The following is a 25,469-nucleotide window of genomic DNA, read 5'->3' as shown; positions in this document are numbered from 1 at the left end:
GCCAAAGGAGTGCTTGATGAGCAAAGTAATCGTCGAATCGCTGGTTTATCACCTGTCCGGCAAGACCTACGAAAGCCGCCTGGTCTACGAGCCCGGTGCGCTGGGTCGCCCGGCCCTGGTCATGGCGCCCAACTGGATGGGCATTGGTGAAGGGGCCGAGCGCATCGCCAAGGAGGTCGCCGAGAAGGGCTATGTGGTCCTGATCGCCGACCTGTACGGTCAGGGCGTGCGCCCTGCGAATGCCGATGAGGCAGGGGCGGCAATGATGCCGCTGAAGAATGACCGTGCCGAGTTGCGCAAGCGCATGCAGGAAGCCCTGGCGCAATTGCTCGGGCAGTCCAGGGCGTTGCTTGCGCCTGGCAAGGTCGGCACCTTTGGCTTCTGCTTCGGTGGCTGCTGCGCCCTGGAGTTGGCGCGCACCGGCGCCGACTTGCGCGCTGCGGTGTCGTTCCACGGCACCCTCGACACACCGAACCCGGAAGATGGCAAGCGCATCAAGGGCTCGGTGCTGGTGCTGCACGGCGCCGCCGACCCGCTGGTGCCCAAGGAGCAGTTGCCGGCGTTCGAAGCGGAGATGGATGCCGCCAAGGTCGACTGGCAGTTGCTGAGCTATGGCGGGGCGGTGCATTCGTTCACCGACCCGAATGCCAATGTGCCGGGCAAGATGCAGTACGACCGCCGCACCTCGGAGCGGGCGTTCCGGGCGATGCACAACCTGCTGGAAGAGGTGTTCCAGCGCTGAGACAGCGGGGGCCGCCTTGCGGCCCCACGTTCAGCGTGGCAACTCGATTCTCGAGGTTTCCCCTGGAACCGTCGGCCAATCCCCGGCAGCCCAGCGGGCCCTGGCCTGCTCGATCAAATCCCCATCGCTGGCCACGAAATTCCAGTTCATCCGCCGCGGCCCATCCAGTGGCGCACCGCCAATCAGCACCAGCTGGCAGCCTTCCTCGGCGTAGAGCGTCACGGTTTCTCCCTCCGGCAGCACGATCATGGTGCAGGCTTCGACCTGCTCATCGTCCATCTCCAACTGGCCATCGAGCAGGTACAGGGCCCGCTGTGCATGCTCGCTCGGCACCACCAGGGTGGTCGCAGGCTGCATCGTCACGTGCGCATAGAGGGTAGGGGAGAGTACCGGCACGGGTGACTCCAGGCAGAAGCCGCTGCCGGCGATCATGCAGATGCGCACGCCCAGGGCGTCACTGACCGGCAGGCTTGCTGCCGGGTGATGGCTGTAGCTCGCCGCGCCCTGCTCATGCTCGCGCGGCGAGGCCAGCCAGACCTGCAGGCCGTGCAAGCGCGAACCGTGGGCCAGGGCGTCCTCGGGTGTGCGTTCGACGTGGGCTACGCCGTTGCCGGCGGTCATCCAGCTCACATCGCCCGGCAGCACGCGCTGCTCGGAACCCAGGCTGTCCTTGTGCAGGATGGCGCCTTCGAACAGGTAGGTCAGGGTCGACAGGCCGATGTGCGGGTGCTGGCGGATATCCATGCCATGCCCCGGCGCGTAGTCGGTTTCCAGCATGTGGTCGAAGAACACGAAGGGCCCGACGCTGCGGCACTGGGCCGACGGCAGCGGACGCAGGATCGGCTGGCCTTCCACCGATTCGGCGCGTGGTCGGATGATCAGGGGGCTGCTCATGGTGGGCTCCAGGCGGGGAAGTGTTCCCAGCATAGCGGTTTGCCAGGTATTGCTGAACCGTTGCGCTTGCGCGCCGGTCTACCCAGTTCAGACCGAGGACAGGATATTGCCCATGATTGCCAGAGCGCTGGCCTGCATGATGTTGACCGGATGCTTGTGCCAGGCCGCGCAGGCGCGCGACTACCGTTACAGCGATGCACACCTGCACTATGTCGATTTCTTCCAGGAAACCGAGGGCATGCCCGCGCTGCTCGAGGCCATGGACAAGGCCGGGGTCGAGCATGCGATGATTTCCGGTATACCGGTTGCCAAGAAGTGGCACGAGGATGAGCCCAAGCGCCCGCGCTACTATGCCGGCGATGACGCCGACGCCTACTGGTTCAGCGCCACCGACATCCATGTGGTGGCTGCGGTGCAGAAGTTGCCGGCCGGGCAGCGCAAGCGTTTCCATCCGTTCCTGTCGGGTTTCAATCCGGTGGACAAGAACGCAGTCAGCCACATCGAACGCATGCTCGAATTGCACCCGGGGTTCTGGCAGGGCATCGGCGAGGTGTTCACCCGGCATGACGACCTGACCGCGCTGACCAGCGGCGACACGCCACGGGCCAACAACGAGGCGATGACGCGCATCTATCACCTGGCGGCCGAACGCGACCTGCCAGTGCTGGTGCACTCGAACATCACCTCCAAGCGCGAGCGCAACCCGCTGTACCTGGCGGAGATCGAGGAGCCGTTGCGCAATCATCCGCATACCCGCTTCATCTGGGCGCACGCCGGCACCAGCATGGAGATTCATCGTCACCAGACGCAGATGGACTTCATCCTGCCGACCCTGGAGCGCATGCTCGAGGCCTACCCGAACCTGTACATCGACCTGTCGTGGAGCGTGTTGCAGCCTTACCTGCTGGATGAGCAGGGCAAGCCGCGCAAGCAGTGGCTGGCGCTGGTCGAGCGCTTCCCTGAGCGGTTCATGCTGGGCTCGGATGTGGTGGGCAAGTTCGGCAGCGTCGGCGAACAGATGCACGGCTTCGACCCGTTTCTCGACGCCTTGCCGCAGGAGGTGGCCAACAAGGTCGCGCGGGATAACTTCCTGGCGGTGTTGCCCAAGCCATAGTCGTCCAGCCGTGCTGGTCTGTTCGCCGGCCGGCACGCTGCAACTGGGCCGGAGTACGGCGCAGAAAAGAAAACGCCCCGAACCAGTCGGGGCGTTCTCAGTGTTGCGTCAGCGTATCACTTGCCAGTCCAGCGCTTGAGCACCAGGGTGGCGTTGGTGCCGCCGAAGCCGAAGCTGTTGCTCATGACCGTGTCGATCTTGGCATTTTCTTCGGTCTGACGCAGGACCGGCAGGTCGGCGACCTCAGGGTCCAGCTCGTCGATGTTGGCGGAACCGGCGATGAAGTTGTTTTCCATCATCAGCAGGCAGTAGATCGCCTCGTGCACGCCTGCGGCGCCCAGCGAGTGGCCCGACAGGCTCTTGGTCGAGCTGATCTTCGGAGCCTTGTCGCCGAACACTTCACGTACGCCTTTCATCTCTGCGACGTCGCCGACCGGCGTGGAGGTGCCGTGGGTGTTCAGGTAGTCGATCGGGGTGTCGACGGTGGACAGCGCCTGCTGCATGCAGCGGATGGCGCCTTCGCCGCTCGGTGCGACCATGTCGTAGCCGTCGGAGGTCGCGCCATAGCCGACGATCTCGGCGTAGATCTTGGCGCCACGGGCCAGGGCGTGCTCGAGTTCCTCGACCACTACCATGCCGCCACCACCGGCGATGACGAAGCCGTCACGGTCGGCGTCATACGCGCGCGAGGCCAGTTCCGGGGTTTCGTTGCGCTTGGTCGACAGGGCGCCCATGGCATCGAACAGGAACGACTGGCTCCAGTGCTCTTCTTCACCGCCGCCGGCGAAGACGATGTCCTGCTTGCCCCACTGGATCTGCTCCAGCGCGGTACCGATGCAGTGTGCCGAGGTGGCGCAGGCCGACGAGATCGAGTAGTTGATGCCCTTGATCTTGAACGGGGTGGCCAGGCACGCCGAGACGGTGCTGCCCATGGTGCGGGTGACACGGTACGGGCCGACGCGCTTGACGCCTTTCTCGCGCAGGGTGTCCAGCGCTTCCATCTGGTTCAGGGTCGACGCGCCGCCGGAGCCGGCCACCAGGCCGGTGCGCGGGCTCGATACCTGCTCCTCGGTCAGGCCTGCGTCCTTGATCGCGTCCTGCATGGCCAGGTAGGCGTAGGCTGCGGCGTGGCCGACGAAGCGATAGACCTTGCGGTCGATCAGCTCTTCGAGGTTCAGGTCGATGGAGCCGGAAACCTGGCTACGCAGCCCCATTTCCTTGTATTCCGGGTTGTAACGGATACCCGGACGGCTGTTGCGCAGGTTTTCGGTGACGGTAGCTTTGTCATTGCCCAGGCACGAAACGATGCCCAGACCAGTGATAACGACGCGGCGCATGCGAATAACCCTTAGAAATTGTCAGTGGAGGTGAACACGCCGACCCGCAGGCCTTCGGCGGTGTAGATCTCGCGACCGTCGACGCTGACCGAGCCATCGGCGATGGCCATGTTCAGCTTGCCCTTCAGGACGCGCTTGATATGAATGTTGTAGGTGACTTTCTTGGCCGTAGGCAGCACCTGGCCGAAGAACTTCACTTCGCCCGAACCCAGTGCACGACCGCGGCCCGGCAGGCCCTGCCAGCCGAGGAAGAAGCCGACCAGCTGCCACATGGCGTCGAGGCCCAGGCAGCCCGGCATCACCGGATCGCCTTCGAAGTGGCAGGCGAAGAACCACAGGTCTGGATTGATATCCAGCTCGGCGACCAATTCACCTTTGCCGAACTTGCCGCCTTCCTCGCTGATGTGGGTGATGCGGTCTACCATCAGCATGTTCGGGGCGGGCAGTTGCGCATTACCGGGGCCGAACAGCTCACCGCGACTGCAGCGCAGCAGGTCTTCCCGAGTAAAGGCGTGTTGTTTGGTCATGCGAGCTCCTCAATAACCCCCTGCGGCAGGGGATGAATCTTCCCGGCCGGCCCGGATTCCTACAGAGTCCGAGGCGGCAGCCTACAGGTAGACTATTGCGTTGTGGTGAAAGTCACAGCGCACCTGGCAAAAGAAGTACAGGTGTGCACTGAAAGTTTTATTTTCCGGGCCAACGGCGGCCCTGTCCAGTCTTTAAGACTGCCGCACTTTATCATTTATCGCCAGTCGCAGCTGTGTGGCCAGGCAACCAGCGCTGAAGAATTCGCTGCAGATCGGTACGTTTGAACGGTTTGCTCAGATAATCGTTCATTCCTGCGGCCAGACAGCGCTCGCGATCACCCTGCAGGGCATTGGCGGTCAAGGCGATGATCGGCAACTGCGCGCCGCGGCTGCGGATGCGCCGGGTGGCTTCGTAGCCGTCCATCAGCGGCAGGCGGCAGTCCATCAGAATCGCGGCGAAGCGCTGCTGCTCGGTCATCTCCACGGCCTGGGCGCCATCGAGCGCCAGCCCTACCTCGAAGCCCAGGCTGCGCAACATGGCCTCGATCACGCTCTGGTTGACCGGGTTGTCTTCGACCAGCAGGACGCGCTGGCCATTGCCTGCCGGTACCGGATTGCCCGGCTGGCCGCTCAAGCGCACTGCAGGCCTGTTCGACAGCGTCAGTGGCACTTCGAGGGTGAAGGTCGAGCCCATGCCTTCGCGGCTTTCACCGCGCAGCTTGCCGCCCATGCGTTCCGCCAGGGTGCGGGCGATGGAGAGGCCCAGGCCGGTGCCGCCGTAACGTCTTGAAATAGAACTGTCGGCCTGCTGGAAGGCGACGAACATGGTTTCCAGGCGGTCGCTGTCGATGCCGATGCCGGTGTCGCGCACTGCACAGGTCAGCCACAGGCGCTGGCGATCGAGTACCTGCCAGCGGGCATCGATCTCTACCTCGCCATGCTCGGTGAACTTCAGGGCATTGCCTACCAGGTTCAACAGGATCTGGCGGATCCGCGTCGGATCACCGACCACCTGCAACTGGTCCATGCCCGGCGGCAGGTGCAGGCGCAGCGCCAGGTTGCGCTGCTGGGCGCTGTGCTGGAACGACTGCACGCTGCTGGCGATCAGGTCGCCGAGGTTGAAATCGATGTGCTCGAGCTCGAGGCTGGTGCGCTCGATGCGCGAGAAGTCGAGGATGTCGTTGATAACCTTGAGCAGGTGGCCGGTGGACTCGCTGGCCACCGCCGTATATTCGGCCTGTTCGCTGCTCAGCGGTGTGGTTTCGAGCAACTGCAGCATGCCCAGTACGCCGTTCATCGGGGTGCGCAGCTCGTGGCTCATCATTGCCAGGAAGTCGGACTTGGCGCGGTTGGCCCGCTCGGCCTCCTCGCGTGCCTGGATGAGCTCGGCGATGGCCTGCTGCTGTTCGTGGCTGGCCTGGTCCAAGGCGCTTGCGAGGTTGTTGATGTGCCGCGCCAGGTGGCCCAGTTCGCTGTCGTCCACCACTGGCAGGGGCGCATTGAACTCGCCCTGCTGGATGGCCTCGACCGCATGGCCCATGTCGCTGATCGGCTTCGACAGGCTGCGCGCCAGGCGCCGGGCGAGCAGGAAGGTGAACAGCAGGGCGAACAGGGCGAGGATGCCGGCCTTGATCACGATCTCCTGCTGACGCTCGCTGAAGGCGTCGTCGGACATGCCGACGATCACCCGCCCGAGGTAGTCGTCGCCGATGCTCGGCGGGGTCTTGCCTTGCTGCAGGAAGTCGTTGTCCAGGCGAATCTGCTGCAGGCGGATCGGTGCCTGGAACACCTCGACGCGCTGCGCACGGTTGATGTTTTCGCCGGCTTGCTCGACATACACCAGGATGTGGTTGCGACTGTCCTGCACCTCGAGAAAGCGCACGTGGGGGATGCTCAGCGTCGCTCGCATCAAGCCTTCGAGCACCTCGTTGTTGCCCGAGATCACCCCGTACTCGGACGCCGGCGCCAGTTGGTTGGCGATCAGCTGGCCGGTGTGGTTGAGCTCCTGGCGAAGGTCCTGGATGCGCACGAAGGTGAAGAAACTGATCAGCAGCAGGGTGAGCAGCAATGCAGGGCCCAGGCTGATGATCTGGGTGCGGGTGTGGATGTCCCAGCTCAGGCGCTTGGTCATGGGGTGGATTCTCCTTCGGCCAGAGCCATGGCGGCGGCGTTCGGATCGATGGTTTCCAGGCCCAGGGCCCGGGCCACCTGCTGGTTGCCGTTGACCCCGTAGTAGCGGGGGTAGAGGCTGCGGGGCCAGCGGGCCGGTGGCTGGTCGAGCAATTCGTCGAGTACCGCCAGCCAGTTGTCCTGGTCGCTGTAGGTGCTGGCCAGGGCACCGGCGCGCACGAAGCCGGCATTCGGGCCGATCAGCGCCATCTGCCGGCCGTAGCTGCTGAGCAGGACATTCTTGGCGGTCTTGGCGTTGTACAGGTCCGGATCGTCAAGCCCCAGCAACACGTCGCTGCTGCCCAGCAGGTGCTGCAGCGGGCGGCTGTCGCGCAGGTCGGACCACTCCTGGGCGACGATCTCGAGGTCCATGCTGCGTGCCGTCTGGCGCAGCTCGTCAAGCAGGAAGCGGCTGCCCGGGCCGTACAGTACGCCAATGCGTCGGGCCTGGGGCAGCAGGTAGCGGGTCAGGCGCAGTTGCCGCGGCAGCGGTGGGTCGCTCCACAGCAAGCTGAGGTAGGTGGGGCGCGACTTTCCCAGGCGCTGCTCGGCCTGTACCCGGCTCACTCGCAAAGCCAGTGCCGGCGGGCCGTCGGCTTCGCTCATGCGCCAGTCCAGTGCTGCATTGTCGAGCAGGATCAAGCGCGTATCGGCCTTGAGCCGGGCAGGGCGGGGCAATTGTGCGACGGTCTGCAGGCGCACGGTGTCGTGGGGGCGACGTGCCTCCAGGGCGCTGGCGAAGCTGCGCAGGCCTGGCTGGTCCTCGCCGCCGACCAGCAGGATCTCGCTGGCCGACAGCGCACCCATAGGCCACAGGCACAGCAGCAGCACGCGCAACAGGCGCAGCATCAGAACTCCAGCTCCGCGCTGAAGCTCAGGCGATGGCGGCTGTCGTAGCGGTTCTGTTCCACGGTGGTGGGCTGGTCGTCCAGGCGCTGCTGCCACAATGCCGCCAGTTCCAGGGACGTGCCGTACAGCCGCAGGCGCTTGGCCACGCGCAGGTCGAGGCGTTCGTAGCGATACTGGTTCAGGGCATCGTCGCCGTAGTAGAAGAGGGCACTGGACCAACCCCGGCCCCAGTCCCGCATCCACCCGGCCGAGCCGCTGTTGCGTGCGCTGAGGCGGCGGTCGTCGGGGTTGCTGGCCCAGGCATCGACATAGGCATAGGTGACGCGCAGGCGGTCACGCATGCCCAGGCGCCAGTCCAGTTGCGTCTCGGTGCCGCTGAAGCGCGCCTTGTTGGCGTTGCTGGCGATGTACTGGTTGTTCTTCAGCGGCTCGCTGATCATGCCGGTGATCTCGTCGTAGAACAGCTTGACGTCGAGGTTCAGGTCGGTGTCGGCGAAATAGCCGTTGTAGCCCAGTTCGCGCGAGCGCATGCGCTCCTGGTCGAGGTTGCCGGGGCCGCGGGTCTTGACGAAATACTCGCCGTTCTGCAGGCCGAGGCCGTTGGGCGTGAGGTTCCTGACGGTGTAGCTCCAGTTGACGTTGTTCTCGAACATGTCCGGTGAGCGTACGGCCTCGGAGTACACCGCGCGCAGGCCATGACGCGGGGTGATCAGGTAGTTGATCGCCACGCGCGGGGTCAACGAACTGCCGGACAGCTCGCTGTCCTCGAACATCGCCCCGCCCTGGAGGATCCAGTGTTCGTCGGCGCGCCATTCCAGCTGGCCGAACAGGCGCCAGGTGCGATCGTCCAGGCTGCCGTTGAAATAGGTCTGCGAGTCGGCGCGATCATAGCGGTAGTTGAAGCCGCTGAGCAGGCGCAGGCTGTCGGTCAGGCTCAGGGTGTCCTGGATTTCCAGGTCGTAGCGGGTTTCACGGGTGCTCTGGTCGACGTCGCCGCACACCTCGCGGTTGCCGCCGTTGTCCCACTGGGTCTTGACCTGGTCGCGCAGCCCTTGCAGCACCGGGTCGCTGTTGCCGGGCGGGTTGTTGGCGTTGCGCGCGACCTGCTCGGCGTAGTCCGGGTTCAGTTGCCACAGGCGGGTCAGCTCGGGGCTGAACGCCAGCGTCGCGTCGCAGGCGCGCCATACCTGCTGGCGCTCGAACTGCTGCGCCGACCCCTGCACATAGAGGCTGTGCTCAGGGTTGAAATCGATGCTCCAGCGCAGCGAACCTGCATAGTCCTTGGCGTTGAGGTCGGCGTTGTCGCCGCGTCCCTTCACGAAGGGAAACACCGGGGTGTAGGTATAGGGGCGCTGGTTGCTGCCTTCCTTGGCAGCCAGTTGCCACTCCAGGGTCTGGTCCGGTGCCAGGGTGTGGCTGGCGCTGAGGTTGAAACGGGTCAGCCGGCGGCTGTCGCGGTAGTCCTGCCCGTACTGGTCCTTGTCGAAGCCGTCATCCTGCATGCCGGACATCGACAGGCGCAGGTCGCCGCCTTCCCAGCCCAGGCCCTGGCTCGCATAGAAGTCGTTGATGCCGTCCTGGCCCTGGGTGATCTTCAGCCGCGTGCCGTGGCTGTCGGCGGGGCTGCGGGTGAGGATGTTGACCACGGCCATCAGTGCGTTGGCGCCGTAGCTGACCGTGTTGGGGCCGCGAAACACCTCGATGCGCTCGATATCCTCGATCGTCACCGGGATATCGCTCCAGTCCACGGTTGCCAGGCCTGCACGGTAGACCGAGCGGCCGTCGATCAGCACCTGCATGCGCCGGGCATCGTTGACGTTGCTGCCATGGTAGTTGACGGTCGGCTGGTTGCCGGCGCCGTAGCCGATCATCATGCCGGGAACCAGGCGCAGCAGTTCGGGGATGTCGCGGGCGCCGCTGGCACGGATCAGCTCGCTGTCGAGCACGGTCATGCTGCCCGGTACTGCCGCCGGGGATTGTTTCAGGCGCGTGGCGGTCAGAACCTGCGGCAGGTCCTGGGTGTCGATGAACAGATCGTCGGCCACCGCCGAGCCGCCGAGCAAGGCAGTCAGCAACAGCAGGCGGGAGGCAGGAGGCGGGCCCGGGAACACGTGACGGCCTTGTTTCAGGAATGAACCCGGCATGGTAACCGACCTTGGCGGTTTTTCCAGCGATCTGCGGCGGATTTGCCCGCCCCCTCAAGGGTGTCGGCACTGGTTCTGTAGCAGGCGAGCCGTATAATGCAACGCTCGCCACTCAACTTATTGGCTTTGACGGATTGAATATGACTGAACAGCAACCTGTTGCAGTTCTGGGAGGCGGAAGCTTCGGCACCGCCGTGGCGAACCTGCTGGCCGAGAACGGCCACGCGGTGCGCCAGTGGATGCGCGACCCGCAGCAGGCCGAGGCCATGCGCGTCAATCGCGAGAATCCGCGTTATCTCAAAGGCATCCGCCTGCAGGACGGCGTCGAGCCGGTCAACGACCTGCTGGCCACCCTGCAATCGAGCGACCTGGTCTTCGTCGCCCTGCCTTCAAGCGCCCTGCGCAGCGTGCTGGCGCCGCATGCCGAGCTGCTGAGCGGCAAGTGCCTGGTGAGCCTGACCAAGGGCATCGAGGCACAGACCTTCAAGCTGATGAGCCAGATTCTCGAAGAGATCGCCCCGCAGGCACGCATCGGCGTGCTCTCCGGGCCCAACCTGGCGCGCGAGATCGCCGAGCATGCGCTGACCGCCACCGTGGTCGCCAGTGAAGACGAAGCACTGTGCCAGCGCGTGCAGGAGGTGCTGCATGGCCGTACGTTCCGCGTCTATGCCAGCACCGACCGCTTCGGTGTCGAGCTGGGCGGCGCGCTGAAGAACGTCTACGCGATCATCGCCGGCATGGCCGTGGCACTGGACATGGGCGAGAACACCAAGAGCATGCTGATCACTCGCGCGCTCGCCGAGATGACCCGCTTCGCCGTGAGCCAGGGCGCCAACCCCATGACCTTCCTGGGCCTGGCGGGAGTGGGCGACCTGATCGTCACCTGCTCCTCGCCCAAGAGCCGCAACTATCAGGTCGGCCACGCCCTGGGCCAGGGCCTGAACCTTGAAGAGGCGGTCAGCCGCCTGGGCGAAGTGGCCGAGGGGGTGAACACCCTCAAAGTGCTCAAGGCCAAGGCCGAGGAGGTGCAGGTGTACATGCCGCTGGTGGCCGGGTTGCATGCGATCCTGTTCGAAGGGCGCACCCTGGCGCAGGTGATCGAGCGCCTGATGCGTGCCGAACCCAAGACCGACGTCGATTTCATTTCCACCAGCGGTTTCAACTGAGCCCCAGGGCCTCAACGAGAGCAAGGAGCGACACATGAACGATACCCCCGAGCATGCCCAGCGTGAGTCGATCATCCTGCGGGTGCTGTGGATGCTGGTGTTCCTGGTGGTCTGGCAGTTGGCCGAACTGCTGCTCGGCGCTCTGGTGCTGGTGCAGCTGGTCTACCGCCTGGTCTACGGGGCGCCCAGCGCCAGCCTGATGAACTTCGGCGACAGCCTCAGCCAGTACCTGGCGCAGATCGGTCGCTTCGGCACCTTCCACACCGACCAGAAACCCTGGCCGTTCGCCGACTGGCCGACGCCGCGCGCGCCTGACGGCGAAGCTGCGCACGCCGTGGCCCCGGCGCCGCACCCGGTGCGCGACGAGGAGCCCAAGCTGTGAAACTGTGGATCCTGCGCCACGGCGAAGCGGAGCCGCGCGCCAACACCGATGCCGAACGGCGCCTGACCGCCCATGGTCGCGAGCAGGTGCTGCACAGTGCTGCGCGCCTGCTGGGCCAGCCACTGCAGGCGATCATCGCCAGCCCTTATGTCCGCGCCCAGCAGACCGCCGCGCTGGTGCACGACACCCTCGGTTTCACCGAGCCGGTGCGCACGGTCCCCTGGCTGACCCCGGAGAGTCGGGTGCAGGAAGCGATCGCCGAGATCGAGCGCCTGGGCCTGGAGCATGTGCTGCTGGTCAGTCATCAGCCGCTGGTGGGTGGGCTGGTAGGGATGCTCGAGCACGGCCATCTGCAGCAACCGGCCCCCATGAGCACGGCGAGCCTGGCCGCGCTGGAAGGGGACTGCCCGCTGCCCGGGAGCATGACCCTGCGCCGGCTCGACTCACCGTCCTGATCCGGGCGACCTGGCATTTTTGCCAGTTGTTGCCTGCGGCTGCTGCTTGTTAGCGTTTTGCCATGACGCACAGGAAGCCGAGGAATCATGGAATGAGCGCTCTGCACCAGGAGTTGATGCGGTCTTTGGATTTGCTGCCGACCGCGGGCAGGCTGCATGAGGGTGTGCCGCTGGACTTTGCCGAGTACAGCCTGCTGCGTGATGTGGCCGATGCCAAGTTCTACCATCTGCTCGAACGGCTTCAGGGCCGACGTACCGACATCTGCAGGGCAAGGCTGCGCGCTGCCCAGGAATTACGCGGGCTTCACCAGCAGTGCCTGCAGACGGCGCGCAGCCTGCAGACCAGTTGCCTGGCCCTCGACCGTGCTGGCCTGGCCCCGGATGACGCGCGGCTGGCGTGCGAAGTCCTGGAGAGCCAGCTGATCTACATGAAAGCGTGCCTGCAGCGCTCTCTGGTGCGCCTCGACGGTAGCTGTTGACCTGATCGCCCTTGGCGATGACCTATCCGGACGTTGCCGAGCGCAAGGCGAGTGCCGACAATGGGCCATCATCCTGGGTCCGGACAGCCGCCATGTCGCAGCAGATCTTCTTCACCCACGCCAACGGCTTCCCTTCGGCAACCTATGGCAAGCTGTTCGCTGGCCTGGCCCCTGACTACCAGGTCTGCCACCTCGAACAGCATGCCCATGATCCGCGCTTCCCGGTCGATGAAAACTGGGAAAGCCTGGTCGATGAGCTGCTGCATCACCTGGCACGGCAGCAGGCGCCGGTCTGGGGCGTCGGTCACTCCCTCGGCGGAGTCCTGCACCTGCATGCCGCGCTGCGTCGGCCCGAGTTCTACCGCGGGGTGGTGATGCTCGATTCACCGGTGCTGACCCGCGCCGACCAGTGGCTGATCCGCACCGCCAAGCGCTTCGGCTTCATCGACCGCATCACCCCTGCCGGGCGTACCGAGGGGCGGCGCCAGCTGTTTTCCGACCGCGACAGTGCGCGCAGCTACTTTGCCAGCAAGACCCTGTTCCGCCAGTTCGACCCCGACTGCCTGGAGGCCTATCTCGAGCATGGCCTGCAAACGGTCGAGGAGGGCGTGCGCCTGCGCTTCGATCCGGACACCGAGATGCGCATCTACCGCAGCATCCCCCATGCCAGCCCGGCGCCGGCGCGGCAGTTGCAGGTGCCTTTGGCCATGGTCCGTGGCGAGCGCAGCCGGGTGATCCGCAAGCACCATGCGCTGGCGGTGCGCGGCATGTCTCGCGGGGAATACCACAGCGTGCCCGGCGGGCACATGTTCCCGCTGGAGCGGCCCACCGACACCGCCAGCCTGATCAAGGGCCTGTTCGACCGCTGGGGCCAGGCATGAGCACCCAGGTCGAGGAAGTACGCCTGAGCCTGGGCCATATCGAACTGGCCGCGCACCTGTTCGGCCCGCTCGACGGCCTGCCGGTGATCGCCCTGCACGGCTGGCTCGACAACGCCAACAGTTTTGCCCGCCTGGCCCCGCGCCTGAAGGGGCTGCGGATCGTTGCGCTCGACCTGGCCGGGCATGGCTATTCGCAGCATCGCCCGCCAGGGGCAAGCTATAACCTGGCCGACTATGCCCACGATGTGCTGCGCGTTGCCGAGCAACTGGGCTGGGAGCGCTTCGGCCTGCTTGGCCATTCGCTGGGGGCAATCATCTCGGTACAGCTCGCCGGCGCGCTGCCGGAGCGCATCAGTCACCTGGCCCTGATCGATGGAGTGATCCCGCCCATTCTCAGCGAGCAGGACGCGGCCGAGCGGCTGGGCATGGCGCTGCAGGCGCAGCTGCGCCTGGATGGCAAGCGCAAGTCGGTGTACCCGAGCCTGGAGGAAGGTGTGCAGGCGCGCATGCAGGGCATGGTCGCGGTCAGTCGCGAAGCCGCCGAACTGCTGGCCCAGCGCGGCCTGATGCCGGTGCCCGGCGGCTACAGTTGGCGCAGCGACAGTCGCCTGACCTTGCCCTCGGCGGTACGCCTGAACGAGGCGCAGGCCATGGCGTTCGTGCGCAGGGTGAGTTGCCCGGCCTGCCTGGTGATCGCCGGCGACGGCATGCTGGCGCGTCACACAAGCCTGCGAGAGCAGCTAACCTTCGAGCAGGTGACCTTGCCCGGTGGTCATCACCTGCATCTGAACGATGAGCAGGGCGCGGCCCTTGTCGCAGACTGTTTCAATCGCTTCTTTGGCTTTGCTTGACTTGCACCGGACAAGTGTCGAGGCTTGGCGGGTTGAACAGGGAGACAACCACACATGCCAGACATTCACGATCTTCGCCACGGCGCCCGTCGCCGCAAGGATGGCCGATGAGCGCGCCGTTCCTCGTTCGCGGTGCCATCGCCGCCTGCCTCACACTCGCCAGCCCGTTGTTGTGGGCCGGCAACCTGCCGGTACCGGTGGACGCCAAGGTGGTCGACCAGCGCCCTGCCGTGGAGCAGGAACGGGTCTACCCGATGGGGCCGGTGCGCAAGATCAGCGGCCGCCTGCGGGTCGAGGGCAAGGTCGAGAGCCGTGGCCAGGTCAGTTCGGTCACCTATGAGCTGCCTGTGGAGCGTACCGCCCGCGAAGCTTTCACCAGCGCCCGCGAAGACCTGCAGCGTGATGGTGGCTATCCGTTGTTCTGGTGCCAGGGACGCGACTGTGGCGAGGCCAGCATCTGGGCCAACGATGTGTTCAACAATGCCCGCCTCAACGGCGGCGACGAGCAGCAGGCCTTCATTCTCCTGCGCCGCTCGGCCGAGGAAGCCGATACGCTGGTTGCGCTGTACAGTGTCACCCGCGGCAACCGCCGTGCCTACCTGCATGTCGAGGAGTTCGTTGCCGAAAGCCCGCTCGGCGAGGTGCTGCCGACCCCGGCCACGGTGCTGCGCGAGATGCGCGACACCGGCAAGCTCGACTACCCTGACCTGAGCACGCCGCAGCCCACCTGGGTGACACTGCTGGCGCGCAGCCTGAACCTGGACAGCACCCTGCGCGCCAGCCTCAGCGGCGAGGCCGCCGAAGCCTGGCGCGAGCAACTGGTCAAGGCCGGGGTGCGCAGTGCCCGCCTCGAAGTCGGCAGCGCCGCCACCGATGGCCTGCACCTTGAACTGATTCGCTGAACGAGGGCCATCATGGCCAACAATGACCGCCTGCTGGTGCAGATTCTCTTGCTGGCGCTGTTGGGCGCCGCGCTGTGGGTGATGGCGCCGTTCATCTCGGCGCTGCTCTGGGGGGCCATCCTGGCCTTCGCCAGCTGGCCGCTGATGCGCCTGCTGACCCGCTGGCTGGGTGGCCGCGAAACGCTCGCCGCGAGCATTCTCACCACGGTGTGGATCCTGGTGGTCGCACTGCCCCTGGTGTGGCTGGGCTTCAACCTGGCCGACCATGTGCGCGATGCCACCAACTTCGTGCGCGACATCCAGGTCGAAGGCTTGCCGGACGCGCCGGAGTGGGTGCGCGGCATCCCCTTCGTCGGCGAGCGGCTGGTCAACTGGTGGGAGTCGCTCGACCAGCAGGGCGCTGCGCTGCTGGCCTCGGCCAAGCCGTATTTCGGCCAGGTCGGCAACTGGTTCCTGGCGCGCAGCGCGCAGATCGGCAGCGGCGTGCTGGAGCTCACCCTGAGCATCGTCTTCGTGTTCTTCTTCTACCGCGACGGCCCGCGTCTGGCGGCGTTCGTCCAGCGCCTGCTGCAGCGCCTGGTGGGGGAGCGGGCCGAGTACTACATCGAGCTGGTGGCCGGCACCGTGCAGCGGGTAGTCAATGGCGTGATCGGCACTGCCGCCGCGCAAGGACTGCTGGCGCTGATCGGCTTCCTGATCGCCGGCGTGCCGGGCGCCATCGTGCTGGGCCTGGTAACCTTCATGCTCAGCCTGATCCCGATGGGCCCGCCATTGGCGTGGATCCCCGCCACCGGCTGGCTGGTGTGGAAGGGCGAATACGGCATGGCGGTGTTCCTCGGCGTGTGGGGCACCTTCATCATCAGTGGCGTGGACAACGTGCTCAAGCCGTACCTGATCAGCCGCGGCGGCAACCTGCCGCTGGTGATCGTGCTGCTCGGGGTATTTGGCGGGTTGATCGCGTTTGGCTTCATCGGCCTGTTCATCGGGCCGACCTTGCTGGCCGTCGGTTACAGCCTGTTGCTGGACTGGAGCCGGCATTCGGGGCAGGTCAAGCCGTAAAGCTGCTGCGGCCTCTTCGCCGGCAAGCCCGCGAAGAGGCCGCCCCAATCCGCGATCTTTACGCATTCTTTATGCCCTGACCCACCCCCCGACCTCGCCCCTTTACGCCCCGCGCTCCGACAATTTCCCCAAAGCGGCCACCGCCGCAAGACGGGGAGATCCACAGATGAACATGCTCGACGGGGTGTCACTGCTGCTGGCAGTGGCGCTGGCCATTTACCTGCTGGTGGCGCTGCTGCGCGCCGATCGCAGCTAGGGAGCGGCCATGCACAGCTACGACTTCGCATTGCTGCTGGCGTTCTTCGCCCTGGTGCTGCTGCCGGCGCCCTGGCTCGGACGTTTCTACTACAAGGTGATGGAGGGCCAGCGCACCTGGCTGTCGCCGATCCTCGGCCCGGTGGAGCGGGGCTGTTACCGGTTGTCCGGGGTGCGCGCCGACCAGGAGCAGAACTGGAAGCAGTACGCCATCGCGCTGCTGGCCTTCAACCTGGTGGGCTTCCTGGCGCTGTTCGCCGTGCTCCTGCTGCAAGGCGCGTTGCCGCTCAACCCGCAGCACCTGCCAGGCCAGGAGTGGTCGCTGGCGTTCAACACTGCGGTCAGCTTCATGACCAACACCAACTGGCAGGCCTACAGCGGCGAGGCATCGGTCAGCTACCTGAGCCAGATGATCGGCCTGACCGTGCAGAACTTCGTCAGCGCCGCCACCGGCCTGGCGGTGCTGGTCGCGCTGTGCCGTGGTATCAGCCGACGCTCGACCCATGAGCTGGGCAACTTCTGGGTCGACATGACCCGTGCCACTCTCTACGGCCTGCTGCCGCTGTGCATCGTGCTGGCGCTGCTGCTGGTCTGGCAGGGCGTGCCGCAGACCTTTGCCGACTACGCCCATGCCGTCACGCTGCAGGGGGCCGACCAGAGCATCCCGCTGGGCCCGGCCGCCAGCCAGATTGCCATCAAGCAGTTGGGCACCAACGGCGGTGGCTTCTTCGGCGTCAACTCGGCGCATCCGTTCGAGAACCCCACGGCCTGGAGCAACCTGTTCGAGGTGGCCTCGATCATCCTGATCCCGATGGCGCTGGTGTTCACCTTCGGCCACTACGTCAAGGACCTGCGCCAGAGCCGGGCGATCCTCGCCTGCATGCTCGCCCTGTTCCTGGTCGGCGGTGCCGTCGGCCTGTGGTCGGAGTACCAGCCCAATCCGGCCCTCGACAGCGCCCAGGTACAGCAGGGGCCGCCGATGGAGGGCAAGGAAAGCCGTTTCGGCACCACCGCGACGGTGCTGTGGACGGTCACCACCACTGCAGCCTCGAACGGTTCGGTCAATGCCATGCACGACAGCCTCAACCCGCTGACCGGCATGGTGGCGATGGTCAACATGATGGTCGGCGAGGTGATCTTCGGCGGTGTCGGCGCCGGCCTCTACGGCATGCTGCTGTTCGTCCTGATCGCGGTGTTCCTGGCCGGGCTGATGATCGGCCGAACCCCGGAATACCTGGGCAAGAAGCTGCAGGCCCGCGAAGTGCAACTGCTGGTGGCGACGCTGCTGGTGATGCCGCTCGGCGTGCTGGTACTCGGCGCCATCGCCGCCAGCCTGCCGGGGCCGGCCGGGGCGGTGAGCAACCCCGGGCCGCACGGCTTCAGCCAGTTGCTGTACGCCTATACCTCCGGGACTGCCAACAACGGCTCGGCTTTCGCTGGCTTCAGCGCCAACACGGTGTTCCACAACCTGATGATCGGCCTGGCGATGCTCATCGGCCGCTTCGGCTACATCCTGCCGGTGCTGGCACTGGCGGGCAGCCTGGCCGCCAAGAAGAGCGCGCCGCAGGGCCAGAACAGCTTCCCCACCCATGGCCCGCTGTTCGCCGGCCTGCTGCTGGTGACCATCCTGCTGGTCGGTGGCCTGACGTTCCTGCCGACCCTGGCCCTCGGGCCGATCGCCGAACAGCTGAGCCTGGGTTTCTGAGGATCCGAACATGAACATGCCCCTCCCTGAAGTGAAAGCCACCCGTGCCGCCGACCAGACGCGCTTCGCCGCGCTCTGGCGCCCGGCCCTGGTGCAGGCCTTCGTCAAGCTCGACCCGCGTCAGCTCAAGCGTTCGCCGGTGATGCTGGTGGTCGCCCTGACCGCCGTGCTGACCACCGTGCTGTGCCTGGTGCCCGGCAGTGGCGTGAGCACTGGCGTGGCGGTGCAGATCGCCCTGTGGCTGTGGTTCACCGTGCTCTTTGCCAACTTCGCCGAAGCCCTCGCGGAAGGGCGCGGCAAGGCCCGGGCCGACAGCCTCAAGGCCGGTAGCCAGGGCCTGACTGCCCAGCGCCGACTGGCCGATGGCCGTTTCGAAACCGTTGCCGCCACGGCCCTGCGCAAGGATGACGTGGTGCGCGTGGTGGCCGGCGAGTTGATCCCCGGCGACGGCGAGGTGCTCGAAGGCATCGCTGCGGTCAACGAGGCGGCGATCACCGGTGAGTCCGCGCCGGTGATCCGCGAGTCCGGCGGCGACCGCTCGGCGGTCACCGGCAACACGCGGCTGGTCTCCGACTGGCTGCTGATCCGTATCACCAGCAACCCTGGCGAGTCGACCCTGGACCGCATGATCGCCCTGGTCGAGGGCGCCAAGCGGCAGAAGACCCCCAACGAAATCGCCCTCGACATCCTGCTGATCGGCCTGACGCTGATCTTCCTGATCGTGGTGGTGACCCTGCAGCCGTTCGCCCATTTCGTGGGCGGCAGCCTGCCGCTGATCTTCCTCGCCGCACTGCTGGTGACGCTGATCCCGACCACCATCGGTGGCCTGCTGTCGGCGATTGGTATTGCCGGCATGGACCGCCTGGTGCGGCTGAACGTCATCGCCCGCTCCGGCCGTGCCGTGGAGGCTGCAGGCGATGTGCACACGCTGATGCTCGACAAGACCGGCACCATCACCTTCGGCAACCGCCGCTGCAGCGCGCTGCATGCCGCGCCCGGTGTGACCGCCAAAGAGCTGGGCGAGGGCGCGTTGCTCGCTTCGCTGGCCGACGACACCGCCGAGGGCAAGTCGATCGTCGAGTACCTGCGCCAGTTGCACGACTTCGTCGAGCCTGCGCCAGGGCAGTACAGCGCAATCGCCTTCAGCGCCGAGACACGCCTGTCGGGCATCGACTTCGAGCAACGTCACTACCGCAAGGGGGCGGTGGACGCGGTGCTGGCCTTCGTCGGTCTGCAGCGCCTGGAAATGCCGGCGCCGCTGGCCCGGGAAGTCGAACGCATCGCCCAGAGCGGCGGCACGCCCCTGCTGGTGTGCGTCGACCGACGCCTGCTAGGGGTGATCCACCTCAAGGACGTGGTCAAGCCCGGTATCCGCGAACGCTTCGCCGAACTGCGCAAGCTGGGCATCCGAACCGTGATGGTGACCGGTGACAACCCGCTGACGGCGGCCGCCATCGCCGCCGAGGCGGGCGTCGACGACGTGCTGGCCGAAGCCACCCCCGAGAAGAAGCTGGCACGCATCCGCCAGGAGCAGAACGACGGCCGTCTGGTCGCCATGTGCGGCGACGGTGCCAACGATGCTCCGGCCCTGGCCCAGGCCGATGTCGGCATGGCCATGAACGACGGCACCCAGGCGGCGCGCGAGGCGGCCAACATGGTCGACCTGGACAGCGACCCGACCAAGCTGCTGGACGTGGTCCAGGTCGGCAAGGAACTGCTGGTGACCCGTGGCGCGCTGACCACCTTCTCCATCGCCAACGACGTGGCCAAGTACTTCGCCATCCTGCCGGCGCTGTTCGCCTCGATCTACCCGCAACTGGGCGTGCTCAACCTGATGCACCTGGCCAGCCCGCAGAGCGCGATCCTCTCGGCCATCGTGTTCAACGCGCTGATCATCATCGTGCTGATTCCCCTGGCACTGCGTGGCGTGCGTGTGCAGGCGGCGAGTGCCGCGCACCTGCTGCGGCGCAACCTGCTGATCTACGGCGTGGGCGGCATCCTCGTGCCGTTCGCCGGGATCAAGCTGATCGACATGCTGCTCACTGCCCTGCACCTGGTCTGAAGGAGAGACGAACATGAGCACCTACGTACGCCCGGCCGTGAGCCTGGTATTGCTGATGACCCTGGTCACCGGCGCGCTGTACCCGCTGGCGGTAACCGGGATCGCCCAGGTGGCGTTCCCCGACCAGGCCAATGGCAGCCTGGTACGCGACGGGCAGGGCCAGGTACGCGGCTCGGTACTGATCGCCCAGGCCTTCACGGGCGACGGCTGGTTCCAGTCGCGCCCCTCGGCGGGCGCCTTCGCCACCGTCTCGAGCAGCGCGAGCAACCTGGCGCCGAGCAACCCAGCCCTGGCCGAGCGGGTCAGGACCGACGCGGGCGCGCTCTACCAGCCGGCACTGGGGCCGGTGCCACAGGCCTTGCTGACCACCTCCGGCAGCGGGCTCGACCCGCAGTTGCCACCGGAGGCGATCGCCTACCAGCTGCCGCGTGTGGCCGCTGCCCGGCAGATCCCCATCGAGCGCTTGCAAGCGCTGGTGGATGAGGCCACTCTGCGGCCATTGGTCGGCCCGCCCGTGGTCAATGTCCTGACGTTGAACCAGGCGTTGGAACGCTTGGCGCCTGTGACTGATCGCTGATATTCAGACCGTGTCGCGGCCAGCGCAGGGCAAGCCCGCTCCCACATGAATCTGGACTGAGCCCAGGAAGTTGGACACAGGTCCAACCCTTGGGGCAGTCCAATCCGTAGGAGCGGGCTTGCCCCGCGATGGCCTGCGAAGCAGGCCCCTTACCGAAGGATCAAGCATGAGTGATTCCGCCCGCGCCGATGCCCTGCTGGCCAGTCTGCCCCGCGAAGGCCGTGGCCGCCTCAAGGTGTTTCTCGGCGCCGCCCCCGGCGTGGGCAAGACCTTCGCCATGCTCCAGGCCGCCCACGCCCAGCAGCGTCAGGGGGTGAAGGTACTGGCGGCGGTGGTGGAGACCCACGGCCGTGCCGAGACCGAAGCGCTGCTCGCCGGCCTGGCCCAGCAGCCCTTGCTGCGCAGCGAATACCGGGGCGTCATCCTCGAGGAGATGGACCTCGACGGCCTGCTCAAGGCTGCACCGCCGCTGGCGCTGGTCGACGAGCTGGCGCATACCAATGCGCCCGGCAGCCGCCACGCCAAGCGCTGGCAGGACGTCCAGGAGCTGCTCGCTGCCGGCATCGACGTCTACACCACGGTCAACGTCCAGCACCTGGAAAGCCTCAACGACAAGGTCCGCGACATCACCGGCGTGCTGGTCCGCGAAACCCTGCCCGACTGGGTGCTGCAGGAGGCCTTCGAGCTGGTGCTGATCGACCTGCCGCCGCGCGAGCTGCTCGAGCGCTTGCGCGAGGGCAAGGTCTATGTGCCCGAGCAGGCACGCGCGGCGATCGATGCGTTCTTCTCGCAGACCAACCTCACGGCCCTGCGCGAGCTGGCCATGCAGACCGCCGCCGCGCAGGTCGATGCCGACCTGGCCCATGGTTACCGCCAGCGTGGCGAGCAGGCCCCGGCCTTGCGTGGTCGCCTGCTGGTCGGGGTCGATGGCGACGAGCAGGCCGAGCGCCTGGTGCGCCATGCCAGCCGGGTAGCGCAGCGCCGGCACCTGCCCTGGAGCCTGGTGCATGTCGACAACGGCAGGCTGCGCGAGGAGGGCGCCCGTCAGCGGCTGCAGGCGGCACAGCAGTTGGCTGAGCACCTGGGTGGCGAAGTGGTGGTGCTGCGGGCCGGTGAAGTTGCGCGCACTCTCGTGCAGCACGCGCTGGAGCGACGTGCGAGCCTGGTGCTGGTCGGCCAGTCGCGCGACCGCCTGCGCCGCCGCCTGTTCGGTGCCGGGGTCGCCGCACGGCTGCTGCGCGACAGCCGAGGGCTCGAGATCAACGTGCTTGACCGTGACGCTCAGCCAGCGCCTGCGCGCGCGGTGGTCAATCGGGTGTGGGTCTGGCGCCACTACCTGCTGGCACTGCTGGCCACGGCCCTGGCGGCGGCACTGGCCTGGGGCGTTTCGAGCGTGCTGGCGCTGCCGAACATCTCGCTGGTGTTCCTCGCCGCCGTGCTGCTGGTGGCGGTGCGCAGCAGCCTGGGGCCGGCGCTGGCCTGTGCAGCGCTGTCGTTCCTGAGCTACGACTTCCTGTTCATCCCGCCGAACTTTTCCTTCAGCATCCAGCGCGAGGAGGACGTACTGACCCTGGTGTTCTTCCTGCTCATGGCGGCGCTGACCGGCAACCTCGCCGCACGCCAGCGCCGTCAGCTGCAGGCCCTGCGCGAAACCCAGGGCGAGACCCGGCAGTTGCTCGACCTGTCGCGACGCCTGACCGTGGCCACCGACCGCCAGGCCGTGTTCAGCGCAGCCGGCCAGCACCTGGGCGACTGGCAGGACATCCAGGTGTGCCTGCTGGAACGTGATGCCGAAGGCCTTCTGCAGATTGCCAGCGGCGGCCCGCAAACCTTCACCGACAATGAACGCGCCGCAGCCGAATGGGCCTGGCAGCATGGCCAGGCCGCAGGGCAGGGCAGCGACACCTTGCCCCATGGCCGCTGGTGGTGGTGGCCACTGGCGGTGGAGGAAGCGCCGCTGGCGTTGCTCGGCGTGCGCCCTGCTTCTGGCGACCCCCTGACAGCGCAGCGTCGTCGCCTGCTCACGGCCCTGGCCGAGCCCCTGGCCCAGGCCCTGGCCCGTGCCCGTCTGGGCGAGCAGCTCGAAGCGGCGCGTCTGCATGGCGAGACCGAGCAGTTGCGCAGCGCCTTGCTCGCGTCGGTGTCCCACGACCTGCGCACTCCGCTGACTGCCATGCGCGGCAGCATCGACAGCCTGCTGGCGCTGGGCGATGCGATCCCACCGGATGACCGTCGCGAACTGCTCGAAGGCACCCGCAACGAGGCCGAACGGCTGGATCGCTACATCCAGAACCTGCTCGACATGACCCGCCTGGGCCATGGTGGGCTCAAGCTGGCGCGCGACTGGGTGTCGCCCGGCGACATCGCCGGCAGTGCCCTCAACCGCCTGCGCGCGGTGCTGGCGCCACTGCGTGTGCACACCGAACTGCCCGCCGAGCTGCCCTTGCTGTTCGTGCACGCTGCGCTGATCGAGCAGGCGCTGGTCAACGTGCTGGAAAACGCCGCGCGGTTTTCGCCGGTCAATGGCCGCCTGGAACTACGCGTGGCCGTGGAGGGCGAACGCCTGTGCTTCGCCGTTGCCGACCAGGGCCCGGGCATTCCGGTGGCCGAGCGCGAGAAGATCTTCGACATGTTCTACACCGCTGCCCGCGGTGATCGCGGCGGGCAGGGCACAGGGCTGGGGCTCGCCATCTGCCAGGGCATGATCGGCGCCCACGGCGGCAGTATCCGGGTGGCCGAGGGCATCGATGGCCAGGGCACGTGCATCACTCTATGCTTGCCTTTGCCCGAACAACCCGACAGCGAAAGTGAAGCCCCATGAGCCAGCCCGCCACCCTCCTGGTCATCGACGACGAGCCGCAGATCCGCAAGTTCCTGCGCATCAGCCTGGCGTCCCAGGGCTACAAGGTGCTTGAGGCCGCAACCGGCGGTGAGGGCCTGGCCCAGGCGGCGTTGGGCAAGCCTGACCTGGTGGTGCTCGATCTTGGCCTTCCGGACATGGACGGCCAGCAGGTTTTGCGCGAACTGCGCGAGTGGAGCTCGGTGCCGGTGATGGTGCTGTCGGTGCGCGCCAGCGAGGTGCAGAAGGTCGATGCCTTGGATGGCGGTGCCAACGACTACGTGACCAAGCCGTTCGGCATCCAGGAGTTTCTTGCCCGGGTCCGCGCGCTGTTGCGGCACAAGCCCCAGGCAGATGCGGCGCCCAGCGCCAGTGCCAGCTTCGGTGCACTGGTGGTCGACTTCGCCTTTCGCAAGGTCACCCTCGATGGTGTCGAGGTGGCGCTGACGCGCAAGGAGTACGCCCTGCTCGCGCAACTGGCCGGGCATCCGGGGCGGGTGATCACCCAGCAGCAACTGCTCAAGGATATCTGGGGGCCGACCCACGTCGACGACACCCATTACCTGCGGATCGTCGTCGGTCACCTGCGCCAGAAGCTCGGCGATGATCCGACTGCGCCGCGCTTCATCATCACCGAGGCGGGTGTCGGCTACCGCCTGGTGGCCCCTGCACAGGCGTGAGCTCGGGCGGTGTTCAGCCGCCTGAACAGTCAATTCGCAGGCCGCTCGTTTATGCGCCAGCAGGCCTTCGCTAGAGTCCATGGTCATGTCCACGCCTGCCAAGGAGCAGCCCATGACCGACTCATCCCGCAACTTTCCTGCCGGCTACCTGCCCCCCAAGGTCTGGTCTGCAAAGACCTCCCATGGCGGCCGTTTCGCCAGCATCAACAGCGCCGAATCCGGTGCCCGTTTCGAGCAGGCCCTGCCGGTGGGCAAGCACCCCTTGCAGCTGTATTCGCAAGGCACGCCCAATGGCCAGAAGGTCACCATCCTGCTCGAGGAGCTGCTGGCCGCCGGGCATGCCGGCGCCGAGTACGACGCCTGGCTGGTGAACATCTTCGACGGTGATCAGTTCGGCAGCGGCTTCGTCGAACTCAACCCGAACTCGAAGATTCCGGCGCTGGTGGACCACAGTACCGATCCGCTGACCCGGGTGTTCGAAAGCGGCTCGATCCTGGTCTACCTGGCCGAGCGCTTCGGCGCGTTCCTGCCCGAGTCGGGCCAGGCGCGCAGCGCCACGTTCAACTGGCTGATGTGGCAGATGGGGTCTGCGCCTTTCGTGGGTGGCGGGCTGGGGCATTTCTACGCCTATGCGCCGATCAAGATCGAGTACGCCATCGACCGCTATGCCATGGAAACCAAGCGTCAGCTGCATGTGCTGGACACCCATCTGGCCAGGCACGAGTACCTGGCGGGCGACACCTACACCATTGCCGACATGGCCGTGTGGCCCTGGTATCCGGGCAGCCTGTTCGGGGTGTATGACACCCATGAGTTTCTCCAGGTCGAAAGCTACAGCCACCTGATGCGCTGGTACCACGCCATTGCGGCTCGCCCGGCAGTGGCCCGTGGCCGAGTGGTCAACCGGATCAATGGCGGGCCGGGCGAGTGCCTGCGCGAGCGGCACGACGCCAGCGACTTCGACGCACTGACCTGATCGACCAGGCCCTGTGTGCACTGCACGGGGCCGCACTCATGCCAGGCCCGGCGGTCGAGCAGCCGGCGCCTGGCTGATCAGCGCTTGCAGCACGGCCATGGCCGGGATCAATGTCGCGGCCATCAGGTCCGCCTTCGCGGTGGGGCAGACACAACGGCCGCAAGGGGTGAACAACGGGTCGCCAAAGCGCGCGCGCAATTTGCCCAGCACATTGCTGACGGCCGGCTGCGTGACCTTGAGCACGCGCGCCGCCCGTGACACACCGCGCTCCTGATACACCACCAGGAAGGTCACCAGGGTATTGAGGTCGATCCCGTGAAAGACGCTGGCGTCCAGGGGCGGTACAACACCCTGGACGTCAGCGTTCAGCGGTCGAGCCGGTGCGTCAGGCGGTGCCTGCATGGCGGTCCTCGCCTCGCGCCGC

24 protein-coding genes are annotated in these 25,469 nt (G+C 66.5%); 17 read left to right on the top strand and 7 right to left on the bottom strand.

All coding sequences use genetic code 11. The features are described 5' to 3' along the window. Window positions 1–16: 16 nt before the first annotated feature. Window positions 17–742 (top strand): dienelactone hydrolase family protein, encoded by a 726-nt coding sequence (locus AC1TXO_RS17955; protein ID WP_486402992.1) that lies wholly within the window; start codon window positions 17–19, stop codon window positions 740–742. A 30-nt stretch (window positions 743–772) separates the two neighbouring features. Here the strand turns inward: AC1TXO_RS17955 and AC1TXO_RS17950 are convergent, their stop codons facing one another. Then, window positions 773–1,636: a pirin family protein gene (locus tag AC1TXO_RS17950; protein ID WP_486402991.1), complete on the bottom strand. Its 864-nt coding sequence runs from the start codon at window positions 1,634–1,636 to the stop codon at window positions 773–775. Between the two features lie 112 nt (window positions 1,637–1,748). Between AC1TXO_RS17950 and AC1TXO_RS17945 the strand changes: the two genes are divergently transcribed. Continuing rightward, on the top strand, window positions 1,749–2,750 hold the full coding sequence (locus AC1TXO_RS17945; protein WP_486402990.1) for an amidohydrolase family protein: 1,002 nt from the start codon (window positions 1,749–1,751) through the stop codon (window positions 2,748–2,750). 116 nt (window positions 2,751–2,866) lie between these two features. Here AC1TXO_RS17945 and fabB read toward each other — a convergent pair whose 3' ends face one another. From fabB to AC1TXO_RS17920, 5 genes are all read right to left on the bottom strand, one after another. Beyond that, window positions 2,867–4,087: a beta-ketoacyl-ACP synthase I gene (fabB, locus tag AC1TXO_RS17940; protein ID WP_054894239.1), complete on the bottom strand. Its 1,221-nt coding sequence runs from the start codon at window positions 4,085–4,087 to the stop codon at window positions 2,867–2,869. Window positions 4,088–4,098: 11 nt separating this feature from the next. Beyond that, window positions 4,099–4,614, bottom strand: coding sequence for a 3-hydroxyacyl-[acyl-carrier-protein] dehydratase FabA (gene fabA, locus AC1TXO_RS17935; RefSeq protein WP_102684717.1), 516 nt, complete (start codon window positions 4,612–4,614; stop codon window positions 4,099–4,101). Window positions 4,615–4,825: 211 nt separating this feature from the next. Next, a complete protein-coding gene (locus tag AC1TXO_RS17930; protein WP_486402989.1) occupies window positions 4,826–6,745 on the bottom strand; it encodes a response regulator in 1,920 nt (639 codons plus the stop codon). Then, window positions 6,742–7,632 carry an ABC transporter substrate-binding protein gene (locus AC1TXO_RS17925; RefSeq protein ID WP_486402988.1) on the bottom strand — a complete coding sequence of 297 codons (891 nt, stop codon included), beginning with the start codon at window positions 7,630–7,632 and terminating at the stop codon, window positions 6,742–6,744. The genes AC1TXO_RS17930 and AC1TXO_RS17925 overlap by 4 nt, the downstream gene beginning before the upstream one ends. Beyond that, window positions 7,632–9,776: a TonB-dependent receptor plug domain-containing protein gene (locus tag AC1TXO_RS17920; RefSeq protein WP_486402987.1), complete on the bottom strand. Its 2,145-nt coding sequence runs from the start codon at window positions 9,774–9,776 to the stop codon at window positions 7,632–7,634. Before AC1TXO_RS17920 ends, AC1TXO_RS17925 begins: the two co-directional genes overlap by 1 nt. A gap of 140 nt (window positions 9,777–9,916) precedes the next feature. On the opposite strand from AC1TXO_RS17920, the gene AC1TXO_RS17915 reads away from it, so the two are divergent. The 15 genes from AC1TXO_RS17915 to yghU all read left to right on the top strand — a co-directional run bounded on the left by AC1TXO_RS17915 (window position 9,917) and on the right by yghU (window position 25,045). After that, the gene (locus AC1TXO_RS17915; RefSeq protein WP_486402986.1) at window positions 9,917–10,942 is read left to right on the top strand and encodes an NAD(P)H-dependent glycerol-3-phosphate dehydrogenase; all 1,026 of its coding nucleotides are present in this window, start codon (window positions 9,917–9,919) and stop codon (window positions 10,940–10,942) included. 34 nt (window positions 10,943–10,976) lie between these two features. Further along, window positions 10,977–11,324, top strand: coding sequence for a DUF4389 domain-containing protein (locus tag AC1TXO_RS17910; RefSeq protein WP_486402985.1), 348 nt, complete (start codon window positions 10,977–10,979; stop codon window positions 11,322–11,324). Next, entirely contained in the window at window positions 11,321–11,779 is a 459-nt protein-coding gene (gene sixA / locus AC1TXO_RS17905; RefSeq protein ID WP_486402984.1) for a phosphohistidine phosphatase SixA, read from the top strand. Before AC1TXO_RS17910 ends, sixA begins: the two co-directional genes overlap by 4 nt. Before the next feature lie 92 nt (window positions 11,780–11,871). Then, a complete protein-coding gene (locus tag AC1TXO_RS17900) occupies window positions 11,872–12,258 on the top strand; it encodes a hypothetical protein (protein WP_486402983.1) in 387 nt (128 codons plus the stop codon). A gap of 92 nt (window positions 12,259–12,350) precedes the next feature. After that, on the top strand, window positions 12,351–13,139 hold the full coding sequence (locus AC1TXO_RS17895) for an alpha/beta fold hydrolase (protein WP_486402982.1): 789 nt from the start codon (window positions 12,351–12,353) through the stop codon (window positions 13,137–13,139). Next, window positions 13,136–13,990: an alpha/beta hydrolase gene (locus AC1TXO_RS17890; protein WP_486402981.1), complete on the top strand. Its 855-nt coding sequence runs from the start codon at window positions 13,136–13,138 to the stop codon at window positions 13,988–13,990. Before AC1TXO_RS17895 ends, AC1TXO_RS17890 begins: the two co-directional genes overlap by 4 nt. A 107-nt stretch (window positions 13,991–14,097) precedes the next feature. Then, the gene (locus tag AC1TXO_RS17885) at window positions 14,098–14,892 is read left to right on the top strand and encodes a DUF4892 domain-containing protein (protein ID WP_486402980.1); all 795 of its coding nucleotides are present in this window, start codon (window positions 14,098–14,100) and stop codon (window positions 14,890–14,892) included. 12 nt (window positions 14,893–14,904) lie between these two features. Then, window positions 14,905–15,951 (top strand): AI-2E family transporter, encoded by a 1,047-nt coding sequence (locus AC1TXO_RS17880; RefSeq protein ID WP_486402979.1) that lies wholly within the window; start codon window positions 14,905–14,907, stop codon window positions 15,949–15,951. Between the two features lie 166 nt (window positions 15,952–16,117). Further along, window positions 16,118–16,207 carry a K(+)-transporting ATPase subunit F gene (kdpF, locus tag AC1TXO_RS17875; RefSeq protein ID WP_063545570.1) on the top strand — a complete coding sequence of 30 codons (90 nt, stop codon included), beginning with the start codon at window positions 16,118–16,120 and terminating at the stop codon, window positions 16,205–16,207. 9 nt (window positions 16,208–16,216) lie between these two features. Continuing rightward, window positions 16,217–17,911 carry a potassium-transporting ATPase subunit KdpA gene (gene kdpA / locus AC1TXO_RS17870; RefSeq protein ID WP_486402978.1) on the top strand — a complete coding sequence of 565 codons (1,695 nt, stop codon included), beginning with the start codon at window positions 16,217–16,219 and terminating at the stop codon, window positions 17,909–17,911. Between the two features lie 10 nt (window positions 17,912–17,921). Next, a complete protein-coding gene (gene kdpB, locus AC1TXO_RS17865) occupies window positions 17,922–19,973 on the top strand; it encodes a potassium-transporting ATPase subunit KdpB (protein ID WP_486402977.1) in 2,052 nt (683 codons plus the stop codon). Between the two features lie 13 nt (window positions 19,974–19,986). Continuing rightward, complete coding sequence (gene kdpC / locus AC1TXO_RS17860; protein ID WP_486402976.1) at window positions 19,987–20,550, top strand: potassium-transporting ATPase subunit KdpC; 564 nt, start codon at window positions 19,987–19,989, stop codon at window positions 20,548–20,550. A 166-nt stretch (window positions 20,551–20,716) separates the two neighbouring features. Next, window positions 20,717–23,371 carry a DUF4118 domain-containing protein gene (locus tag AC1TXO_RS17855; protein ID WP_486402975.1) on the top strand — a complete coding sequence of 885 codons (2,655 nt, stop codon included), beginning with the start codon at window positions 20,717–20,719 and terminating at the stop codon, window positions 23,369–23,371. Further along, window positions 23,368–24,069 carry a response regulator gene (locus AC1TXO_RS17850; RefSeq protein WP_486402974.1) on the top strand — a complete coding sequence of 234 codons (702 nt, stop codon included), beginning with the start codon at window positions 23,368–23,370 and terminating at the stop codon, window positions 24,067–24,069. Before AC1TXO_RS17855 ends, AC1TXO_RS17850 begins: the two co-directional genes overlap by 4 nt. 112 nt (window positions 24,070–24,181) lie before the next feature. Next, window positions 24,182–25,045 (top strand): glutathione-dependent disulfide-bond oxidoreductase, encoded by an 864-nt coding sequence (gene yghU, locus AC1TXO_RS17845; protein ID WP_486402973.1) that lies wholly within the window; start codon window positions 24,182–24,184, stop codon window positions 25,043–25,045. A 36-nt stretch (window positions 25,046–25,081) separates the two neighbouring features. On the opposite strand, the gene AC1TXO_RS17840 is transcribed toward yghU, so the two are convergent. Beyond that, window positions 25,082–25,447: a LysR family transcriptional regulator gene (locus AC1TXO_RS17840; protein WP_486402972.1), complete on the bottom strand. Its 366-nt coding sequence runs from the start codon at window positions 25,445–25,447 to the stop codon at window positions 25,082–25,084. Between the last annotated feature and the right edge of the window lie 22 nt (window positions 25,448–25,469).

This window comes from Pseudomonas sp. FA117 (assembly GCF_057370475.1).
Note: the sequence above shows the minus strand (reverse complement) of the source record. Positions and strands in the feature narration are given on the sequence as shown.